This is a genomic window from Cupriavidus basilensis (genome assembly GCF_029335485.1).
Classification (GTDB): domain Bacteria; phylum Pseudomonadota; class Gammaproteobacteria; order Burkholderiales; family Burkholderiaceae; genus Cupriavidus; species Cupriavidus basilensis_E.
The window spans coordinates 1-9,886 of record NZ_JARJLM010000190.1; the positions used below are offsets into that span (position 1 = coordinate 1).

At 69.4% G+C, this 9,886-nt stretch carries 9 protein-coding genes; 3 read left to right on the top strand and 6 right to left on the bottom strand.

The features are described from left to right. Positions 1-135 precede the first annotated feature (135 nt). Complete coding sequence (locus P3W85_RS11190) at positions 136-453, top strand: hypothetical protein (protein ID WP_017224412.1); 318 nt, start codon at positions 136-138, stop codon at positions 451-453. A 250-nt stretch (positions 454-703) separates the two neighbouring features. Here the strand turns inward: P3W85_RS11190 and P3W85_RS11195 are convergent, their stop codons facing one another. From P3W85_RS11195 to P3W85_RS11215, 5 genes are all read right to left on the bottom strand, one after another. Next, complete coding sequence (locus P3W85_RS11195) at positions 704-2,278, bottom strand: MFS transporter (RefSeq protein WP_276264836.1); 1,575 nt, start codon at positions 2,276-2,278, stop codon at positions 704-706. Continuing rightward, positions 2,275-2,763: a MarR family winged helix-turn-helix transcriptional regulator gene (locus P3W85_RS11200; protein WP_276264837.1), complete on the bottom strand. Its 489-nt coding sequence runs from the start codon at positions 2,761-2,763 to the stop codon at positions 2,275-2,277. The genes P3W85_RS11195 and P3W85_RS11200 overlap by 4 nt, the downstream gene beginning before the upstream one ends. 110 nt (positions 2,764-2,873) lie before the next feature. Then, a complete protein-coding gene (locus P3W85_RS11205) occupies positions 2,874-4,910 on the bottom strand; it encodes a transglutaminase TgpA family protein (protein WP_276264838.1) in 2,037 nt (678 codons plus the stop codon). After that, positions 4,907-5,953: a DUF58 domain-containing protein gene (locus P3W85_RS11210; protein WP_276264839.1), complete on the bottom strand. Its 1,047-nt coding sequence runs from the start codon at positions 5,951-5,953 to the stop codon at positions 4,907-4,909. The genes P3W85_RS11205 and P3W85_RS11210 overlap by 4 nt, the downstream gene beginning before the upstream one ends. 6 nt (positions 5,954-5,959) lie before the next feature. Continuing rightward, complete coding sequence (locus P3W85_RS11215) at positions 5,960-6,880, bottom strand: AAA family ATPase (RefSeq protein WP_276264840.1); 921 nt, start codon at positions 6,878-6,880, stop codon at positions 5,960-5,962. Between the two features lie 160 nt (positions 6,881-7,040). Between P3W85_RS11215 and P3W85_RS11220 the strand changes: the two genes are divergently transcribed. Then, on the top strand, positions 7,041-7,886 hold the full coding sequence (locus P3W85_RS11220; protein WP_276264841.1) for a phytanoyl-CoA dioxygenase family protein: 846 nt from the start codon (positions 7,041-7,043) through the stop codon (positions 7,884-7,886). A 46-nt stretch (positions 7,887-7,932) separates the two neighbouring features. Here the strand turns inward: P3W85_RS11220 and P3W85_RS11225 are convergent, their stop codons facing one another. Further along, positions 7,933-8,781, bottom strand: coding sequence for an IclR family transcriptional regulator (locus tag P3W85_RS11225; protein ID WP_276264842.1), 849 nt, complete (start codon positions 8,779-8,781; stop codon positions 7,933-7,935). Between the two features lie 215 nt (positions 8,782-8,996). Between P3W85_RS11225 and P3W85_RS11230 the strand changes: the two genes are divergently transcribed. Next, a partial coding sequence (locus tag P3W85_RS11230; protein ID WP_276264843.1) for a LysR family transcriptional regulator occupies positions 8,997-9,886 on the top strand: 890 nt, incomplete at its 3' end.

Sequence of the window (9,886 nt, forward strand, 5' to 3'; positions counted from 1 at the left end):
CCGAATTCCGGTGCAGATAGGGCTGTCAGAACGCGCGGTAACAGGTATCATCTCGGCTGCGACGCAAGACACGCCGCGAGGGTTTTGGCCCCCGATGCGAAATCGTCTTGCTGACTCGATGACACAAGGAAGTCTATGCAGTTGGATTTCACCCGCGCATCCGCGACCACGGGTACCGAGAGAGCGCGGCGCCTGCCGCAGTCCACGCCCGCCCCCCGCCGGCGCAAGAAAGCCGAAGCCCCGCACTGGGAGCGCGGCTACCGCTCGCACTTCTACCGCAATGAGCGCGGTGAGAAGCTGGGCGAAGTCCGCCTGTCCGAACGCGGCGAAATGCCGGTGGTCTATCGCTGGGCGGCCGGCAACTACTCCGGCGCGGAAGGTTCGCTCGCGCATGCCCGCATGCGCGTCGAGGAAACGATCGGCTTTGGCATGCGCCAACTGCCGCTGTTCTGACTCGCTGCCAGGCGACAGCAACGAACGCAACGACAGCAATCACCGCTTTCCCGTAAAGCGCGTACCGTACCGACAGCAAGCGCCGCCATCACCGCGCGCGCCGCCGGAGTGAATCCCTCCGGCACGCCAGGCAGACCTGGATCGATCCAAAGCGCTGACCGCCAGCTTCCCGGGCCGGACACAGCACAGCCACCACGGCTCGCTCATCGCCGACTCCACGGCACTGCACCCAAGCCATCGGCAAGCGCGCTCAATCCAGCCTGCGCTGCACCAGCATGAAAACGGCCGCCGTCAGGGCAAGCGCGGCGATCAGGCGGTACAAGTCCTCGCAGGCGATCAACCTGGACTGTGTTTCCATCAGGGTGGCCAGTTGCGCCAGCGCCGCCTGATGGGCATGTCCCGCGTCGAATCCGCGCGCGCCGAACGCCGCTTGCGCTGCATCCATCCATTGTTGCGCCTGCGCCGTGTGCTGGCCGATGGCGCTGGACAGGCTGGTATGCACGGCGAACTGGCGGTTCTGCAGCAGCACCGCGCCGAGCGCGGAAGCGAACGAGGCGGCAATCTGGCGCAGCAGGTTCTTGCTCCGGTAGCCATGGGCGAAGTCTTCATCCGCCAGCGAGCGGAAGGTCAGGCCCGCGATGGGAATGATCACCATCACCCCGAACAGGCCCTTGCCTATCAGTCCCCAGGCAAGCGCCGGCGGACCCGCATCCGGCGGCATCGAGGAGAACCACCATGACGCGCCTGCCATCAGCACCAGGCCGCTTGCCATCAGCGGCTTCTTGTGAGGCAGTTGCGGGGCCACGCGCAGGTAGACGAAGATCCCGGCCAGGCTCACCGTGGCGGCGAAGGTATTGAGCCAGCCCGTGGTTGCCAGCGGCAGGCCGAGCGCCTGCTCGGCATAGATCGGGAACACATAGCCACTCAGGTTGCTGATCAGGTAATAGACGAAATACATCGCCAGCCCGGTCAGGTAGACGGGACTGCGCAGCGCGCGCAGGCGGAGCACCGGCGCGCTGTGATGCCATTGCTGCCAGAGGAACCACATCAGCAGGCCGACTCCCGCCGCGCAGATCAGGGCCAGGCGCAGCGGGTGCGAGAAGATATCGAAACGGGCTTCGGTCATGGCCGCCTGGAGGGTTACCACGGCCGCGCCGAACAGCAGCAGCGGGCCGAGCGCGGGACCGGGATTGTCCTCGCGTGGCTCGGCATCGGGCAGCAGCAGCCAGGCGCCCAGCGCCGCCAGCGCGGCGAAAGGCAACGCACCGTAGAACACGTCCTGCCACACGCCGCGCTCGATCAGCTCGGCTGCCATGGCGGGTGCCAGTGCGGACGCCGAAAAAATGCCGAGCATGAAGATGCGGGATGCGCGAGGCCTGTCGGCGGGCGTGAACATCACATTGACCAGGATGCGGCAGCTGGTGAACAGCGCACCGCCGCCCACGCCTTGCACGAAGCGCGCGCCGACGAGTTGCGGCAGCGAATGGCTGGTGGCGGCCGCCAGCGTGCCCGCCATGAAGACAAGCAGGGCGCCGGTCAGGTAGTGGCGATAGCCAAAGCGCTGTGCCAGCCATTGCTGCTTGAGGATCATCAACATGCTGCCCACGGCGTAGGCCGCCTGGACCAGGGCAAAGCTGCGCGGGTCGGCGTCGACGCCGCCGACGATGTGGCTCGACGCGAACACGAACATGATGTTCTCGAGGAACTCCACCGAGGTGGTCAGTGCGAGGAGCAACATGAGCAGCGTCTGGCGCTGCCGGTGGCTGAGCAGGCGAAGCCAGCGCAGTCCCAGCCGCAGGGGGCGCAATGCGGAAGCGGGGGTCATGGCTCCAGCGCAAGCAGGTTGGCGTGCATGCGGTTCAGCGCCCGTGTAGTGGCGGCAAGGCCGCCCTCAGCCAGCGGATCCCAGGCCTCGGCATATGCGGCGTGTACCGCAGGCGCGGCGCGTTCGAGCAGCCGGTGGCCGGCGGCGGTCAGCACGAGTTCGGTACTGCGGCGGTCCTGGGTGGAAGCGTGCCGGCGCACCAGGCCGCGTGCTTCGAGCCCGTCCATGAGACGCGTCATCTGGGTCCGCGTGGCATCGAGCGTGGTGCCGAGTTCGGACGGCAGGGTGGGCTGCGCCTCGTCGGTGGCGAGCATGCTGATGGCCAGGTATTGCTGCAGGTCCAGCTCGAACGGCGCGAGTGCGCGATCGATATGGGTGCGTAGCAGGCGGGCGGTTCGCAGCAGCAGGCGGGAGGCCAGGATCAGGTCTCGCGGCGCTTCCGCGTGGCTGGCACAGAAGCGGTCGATGCGGTCTTCGAAGGACATGGAAGGAGGAACCAGGTGATGCGGGCGCAACGGCATGCGGCCAGCAATATGATTTCAAACGTAATCATATCATCTGAAACAAATGCGCGCCGGAATGCTTCGGAAACGGCTCAGCCCGCTGGTGGAAGGCGCGCAAGCCGTCGCAAGGCCTGCCGCAGGCCGGCCAGTTCGGTAGCGCGCAGAGCGGGTGGCAAGCGGCTGTAGCGCAGCTTGATGTAGCGTTCGCTGAAGTCACGCACAGTGTCCGCGGCGGCCGGCAAGGTCCGCGCAGCGCGGGCGGCGTAGTCCTGGGGGCCCTCCGAGGGCGCGCGCACGCATCCATGGCGCGCCAGGCGGCGGCAGAAGCGTTCGTACATTGCCTGGACCGGATCGGCCCGGCGGCGCTTGAGCGCCAGCGGCAGGAGCGCCAGCAGACTCAGCATCGCCAGGCCAGCCAGCAGGGTCTGCGGCAGGCTGTCGCCGATGCCGAGCTGCCGCATCAGGCGAGCCTGCTGGCCGCGATCGTATTGCAACACCCAACGCTGCCAGGTGTAGACCGCGCCGTCCATGCCCCAGCGCAGGTCTTGCAGCCAGCCGGGCTCGCGCATTGCGCGCAGCGCTGCGATCTCGCTGGCCGCCAGCGCCGCGTCGATGCCGCGCTCGACCCGGCTCGGCGCCACCGCGCTGGTGGGGTCGACCCGTACCCAGCCACGCCCCTCCAGCCAGATCTCGGCCCAGGCGTGGGCGTCGGCCTGCCGCACGATGTAGTTGCCGCCGATCGGGTTGTACTCGCCGCCCAGATAGCCGGTCACCACCCGCGCCGGCACGCCCGCGGCACGCATCAGGAAAACGAAGCTGCTGGCGTAGTGCTCGCAGAAGCCGCGCCGCGTGTCGAACAGAAAGCTGTCGATCTGCTCGCGGCCAAGCGGCGCCGGCGACAGCGTATAGCTGAACGGTGCCGCGGCGAACAGCCGCAGGGCGGCACGCGCCCGTTCCGCCGGGTCGGGATAACGCTCCGCCCACGCGGCCGCCAGTGCCCGGCTGCGTGGATTGCCGGCCGGCAACGCCAACGCCAGTTGCCGGGTCTGCAGATCGAGTGGCTGCGCCGCGGCCGGGGCCGAACGCGCGCGGTAGCGCAGGCGGCGCTCGACCGGTTCGCGGGCGAAGAACTCGCCATCGGCATTCACCACCGCGCCGGCGCCGGGGGCAATCGCCTGGCCGCGATCGAGCAGGAACAGCCAGGGGTGCTGGCTGGGTTCCAGCGTGACGCTGTAGTTGACGGTGCCGCTTGCCAACGGCATGCCGGCGGTCGTACCGGGCTGTCCCGCGCCGTACGCAGCCGTGTCATCGGCAGCTGGCAGGGCCGGTGCCGGTATTGCCTGCCGTTGCCGCAAGGTCGCCGGCCGCCAGGTCTGGCCATCGAATTGCCACAGCACCAGCGCGCGCCAGTACAGAGCACCGGCCGGCAGCGGGCCGCCCTCCACGTCGGCGCGCAGCGCCACCTCGGTCGATTGCGCCAGCTGGCTCACGCTGCCGGGGTTCATGGTGTCGCTGATGCCGGTGGCGGCGACGGTCTCGGCTTGCGGCAGTTGCCACAGCGGACGGTCCAGGCGCGGGAACAGGACGAACAACAGCAGCGCCCAGGGCAGGCCGGTCAGCGTCAGGCGGCCGAGCAGTGGCCACACCGCGAGATGGCCGCGCGCCTCGGGGTGGCCCAGGAACAGCCAGTTGCGCAGCAGCCAGGCCGCCATGGCGAGGCTATACAAGGCCAGCCAGAATGGCTGGTCGAACAGGTACAGGCTCAGCAGCAGGTAGAAGCAAAGCTGGGTCACCAGCGTGGCGTCGGCCAGTACCCGGCATTCCAGCAGCTTGAGCACGACGAAGGCGCCCAGCAGCGCCACCGACAGGTCGCGCCCCATATTGCCGCCGGCCTGCCAGACCAGCGCCACCGCCACCAGTAGCACCAGGCCCGCGATCAGCCCCAGCATCAGGCGCGACGGCAGTGGCGCGCGCTGGCGCCACAGCAGCCAGCGCCAGCCCATCAGCAAGACCAGCAGGACGCTGATGGCCACCGGCAGCGAGCGCGCCTGCGGCGCCAGCACCAGCGCCAGCTGTCCCAGCAGCAAGCCATGCTCCTCGTGCGCAAGCGGACGCGGCGGCAGTTTCATCGCGGCGCTTCCGGCATGGCCTGTCCGGGCCGGCCAGGCCATAGCGCCAGGGCCTCAAGGCAGGCCCGGCGATGCGCGCCGCCATGGCCGGGCGGGATGTCCACACCGGGCAGGCGCAACCCGATATCGGCCATCTCGCCTGCGGCCAGCACCCAGGCGCACAGGCGCGACAGGCGCGCCTCGGCGGCCATCGCCGGCGGCAGCGACTGCCAGTCCAGCCAGTACGCCGGCTGGCTGCCGGCCTGCCCGGTGCGGCTCAGCCAGCGGCCGGTGCGCGCGCTGTGTTTCCAGGCGATGCGATGGAGCGGGTCGCCGCTGCGGTAGCGCCGCAGCTGGTCTATGCCATCGTCCGACGGCAGGCACGCAATGCCGTCGTCGTCGGGCTGCGCGGCAAACGGCAGCGGTGGCGCGCCGGCTTCCGGCCGCGGGTAGACCAGCGCGGCCAGCGGCAGGTCGGCATGGCTCCATACCCGGAACAGGCCAAGCGGGAAGCGGCTCGACAAGGTCACGCGCGGCAGCGCCAGCCAGCCGCGCCGGGTGGTGGGCAGGTGCAAGGTCAGCAGGCCCGTGGCGTCCCGGGCCAGGCTCAGGCTCGCGGGCAGCGCGCCGGCCCGGGCCGGCAGGCTGGCCTCGATGCCGATGCGCACGGGCGCGTCAGCGCCGGCGATGCGCAGGCTGAAGGCGGCCGGCTCGCCGGCAAAGGCGGGTGTGGCGCCGGCGCCGGCCACCGTCATGTCGAGCAGGTTGCGGTAGGCCTGCCACATGCAGGCCATGCCGATGCCGCCAAGCAGGAAGGTAAGGGCGAAACCCAGGCTGATGTTGTAGTTCAGCGAGGTCAGCAGCATGACCATCAGCAATGCCGCGAAGCCCAGGCCAGCGCGGCTGGGCAGGATATACAGGTGGCGCCGGTCGAGCGTCACCACGCCCTGCCGTGGCGTGCGGGGACGCTGCAGCCAGGGTGGGGAGGCCCATGCCAGGCGCCGGCGGCCGGACGCGGGCGGGGCCGCCGTGCGCGGCGTGGAGAACAGCCGGCTGCGCGACATGGCTGCTCAGGGAATGGCGACGCCGGCAAGCAGGCGGGTCAGCGCCTCCTTGCCATCGCCGGCCCCGGTGGCCGGCAGCAGGCGGTGGCCGGCCACCGGCGCGAAGACGGCCTGCACGTCCTCCGGCAGCACCATATCGCGCTGGTGCAGCAGCGCCCAGGCGCGGGCGCAGGCCAGCAGCGCCAGGCCGGCACGCGGCGACAGTCCGGCGGCGAAGCCGCCATGCGTGCGCGTGGCCTGCACCAGGGCGAGGACATAGTCCACCAGCGCCGGGCCCGCATAGACCTGTGCCGCGGCTTGCTGCAGCGCGCTGACCTGCTCGGCGTCCATCACCGGCGCGCCGGCCGCGGGCGCCGCCCCGCCGAGATAGAGCACGCGCTCGAAAGCCGGATCGGGATAGCCCAGCGACAGGCGCATGGTGAAGCGGTCGAGTTGCGATTCGGGCAGGGCGTGGGTGCCGATCTGGTCCAGCGGATTCTGCGTGGCGATGACGAAAAAGGGCGACGGCAGCGCATGGGTGACGCCGTCGTGCGTGACTTGTCCTTCCGCCATGGCTTCCAGCAAGGCGCTCTGCGTCTTGGGCGTGGCGCGGTTGATCTCGTCGGCGAGTACCACCTGGGCGAATACCGGGCCGCGATGGAAGCGGAACTCGGCGCTGTCGCGCACAAAGACGGAGACGCCGATCAGGTCGGCTGGCAGCAGGTCGCTGGTGAATTGCACGCGCTGGAACTGCAGGCCGAGCGTGCGCGCCAGCGCATGGGCCAGCGTGGTCTTGCCCACCCCCGGCAGATCCTCCAGCAGCAGGTGGCCGCGCGCCAGCATGCAGGCCAGCGCCAGCCGGATCTGCGTGGGCTTGCCCAACACGATGCGGCCGAGCTGGGCTTCCGCCTCGGAGAGCGATGCGACGATGCGTGGGCGAGCGGTCACAGGAGGCCTGCGGGTCGGAAGAAGGACCCGGCCATTGTAGCGGCGCGCGAGCGCGGCGGAACAGTCTGTTTGCGCACGCAATGCACGCCGGGCGCGCTGGATTGCCCGGCTTCTGGCATTATCGAAGTTGTGTGCTCAGCCAACCCCTTCATCCGCTGCAATGAACTCCCCGCTTGCTGTCCCGCCGGGCGCCGTTACCACGGCAGCCCCGGCTTCGGCCATCGCCCCGAACGCCGCTGAACTGAATGAACTCAACCGCGCCTTCCATGCCGACGGCTATATCGTGCTGCGAGGCTTTGCCCCGCCCCAGGTCTGCGACCGCATCGAACAGGTAACGCGTGCGCAACTGGCGGCGGCCGTCCCGCCCGTGGAGTACGAAGCCGAACTCGGCTATCCAGGCGCGCCCGCCAGCCGCGACGCCGCTGGCGGCGGCACGGTTCGGCGCCTGCGGCAGGCCTACGGGCGCGATGAAGTGTTTCGCCAATGGGCGTCCGATCCGACCCTGACGGAAGTGGTGGCCACGCTGCTGGGCGAAGCGCCGCGCCTGACCCTCGCGCACCATAACTGCGTGATGACCAAGCATCCGCACTATGGCAGCCAGACTGGCTGGCACCGCGACACCCGCTACTGGTCGTTTGCCAGCCCGGAACTGGTGACGGTGTGGCTGGCGCTGGGGCGGGAGGACGAGACCAATGGCGTGCTCCGCGTGATCCCTGGCTCGCACAGGGTCGCGCTAGAGCCCGGCCAGCTCGATGCGGCGGAATTCCTGATCGAGTCGCATCCGGCCAGCCAGGCCCTGCTGGGTGGCGTGCGGCCCCTGGGCCTGGAGCGCGGCGACGTGTTGTTCTTCGACAGCCGGCTGTTCCACAGCGCGGGCCAGAATGCCTCGGCGGCGGTCAAGCTGTCGGCTGCCTTTGCCTACTTCGGCGCCAGCAACCATCCGCTGCCGGGTACGCGGTCGGCCGAGTTCGGCAGCGTCGAGCTGCCAGCACCGGCGGCCCGCTAGCCGCCCCGGCGCGCTATCTGCGTATCTGCGTATCTGCGTTTCGGTATCAGGTACGCAGGCTGATCAGGCTGGAGATCTTTTCGGCCGCGGCCAGCAGCGGCGGCAGGAAGCTGCCGGCCATCTCGTCGGCGCTGGTGCGGTTGGCCTGGCCGCTGATATTGATGGCGGCGATGACCTGGCCGGCGCGATTGCGGATCGGCGCCGCCAGCGAGACCAGCCCTTCTTCCAGCTCCTGGTCGTTCAGGGCCCAGCCGCGCGCCCGGATGGCGGCGACGATGGCCTTCAGTGCTGCCGGATCGGTGACGGTGCGGCTGGTGCGGGCGCGCAGCTCGGTCGCGCCCAGCACCCGGTCGAGCTCGGCATCCGGCAGGCCGGCGAGCAGCACGCGGCCCATCGAGGAACAATAGGCCGGCAGCCGGCTGCCGATCGACAGGTTGATCGTCATGATCTTGCGCGCCGGCACCCGCAGCACGTAGACGATTTCGGTTCCGTCCAGCACGGAGATCGAGCAGCTTTCGTGCACTTCCTGGGACAGCGCTTCCATGATCGGTTCGGCCAGGTTCCAGAATGGCATCGACGTCAGGTAGGCAAAACCGAGGTCCAGGATCTTGGGCGTCAGGCGGAACAGGCGGCCATCGGCGCGCACATAGCCCAGGCCGACCAGGGTCAGCAGGATGCGGCGGGCGCCGGCGCGGGTCAAGCCGCTGGCCTGCGCGATCTCGCTGAGGGTCTGCGCCGGGTGCTGCGCGTCGAAGGCACGGATGACCGATAGCCCACGTGCGAAAGACTGCACATAAGTGTCGCTCGGCTTCTCCTGACCCGGCGCGGGGGCGGGGTTCCCGGAGATGTCCGCGGCTGGGTTTGCGGGATGGTCGGAAGCGGCAGGGCTGGCCATTGATCGGTTCGGCTGGCGCCGAAAACGCACGGAAAGGCCGAAAGGGTAGAGGAAATGCGCGCCATGCGCCAGTAGCGCGGGCATCGGGGCCGCGCCGGCCGGGGCAGTCTGCCGCATAATGTCGCGCGCTTTGGAGAATATCGCCTGCAAAGCGACGGCAATGCGCCTGTGTTGCGTTTGTGTTGCGTTTGTTAAGGGAAAAGGAACCTGGTCCGGTGAGCGAGACAATCCAGTGGAATGATTGGGAAGCCTTCTGTTGCGTGGTGGAGCAAGGCACTTTCACGGCCGCGGCCGAGCAGCTCGACTGCCCGAAGTCCCGGGTTTCCGCGGCGGTGGCGCGGCTCGAGTCCGCCATCGGCTCCAAGCTGCTCCAGCGCACCACGCGGCGCATGCGCCTGACCGATGCCGGCAGCGCGGTGTATCGCGATGTGGCGCCGCTGTTCGCGCGGCTGCGCGAGATCCGCCATGAAACGCTGGCGCGGGAGGAGCGCGTGCAAGGCGTGCTGCGCATCGCCACGCCCTACGAGTTCGGGGCCCAGCAACTGGGCGGCGTGATCTGCCGGACGCTGGCGGCACATCCCGCGCTCGATGTGCAGGTGGAGATTTCGCAGGGCATGGTCGATCCCATCCGCGACGGCTTCGATATCGCCTTTGTCGCCGTGGACGCCGACCTGCCCGATTCCGGGACCGTGGCGCGGCGCATCTATCACGTCGAGCGCGGCTTGTTCGCGGCGCCGGCACTGGCCGCATCCCTGCCCCTGCAACTGGCCCCCGAGGATCTGGCCAACCTGCCCACCCTGACCACGCCGGGCGACAGGATGTGGGAATTCATGCGCGGCGAAGAACGCGTGTCGGTGCCCATCCGGCCCCGCATGCAGACCTCCAACGCGGAACTGAGGCTGCAGGGGGCACTGGCGGGGCTTGGCATTGCCCGCCTTTCCATGATCTATTGCGAGGCGGAGATTGCCCAGGGGCGGTTGGTCAGGGTGCTGCCGGACTATCCGCCGCCGCCGCTGCGGGTCTTCGCCTTGCTGCCTGACCGGCGGCTGCAGCCGCGCAAGGTGCGCGTGTTCATGGAAGCGGTCGAGGCCATGATGGCCACCGA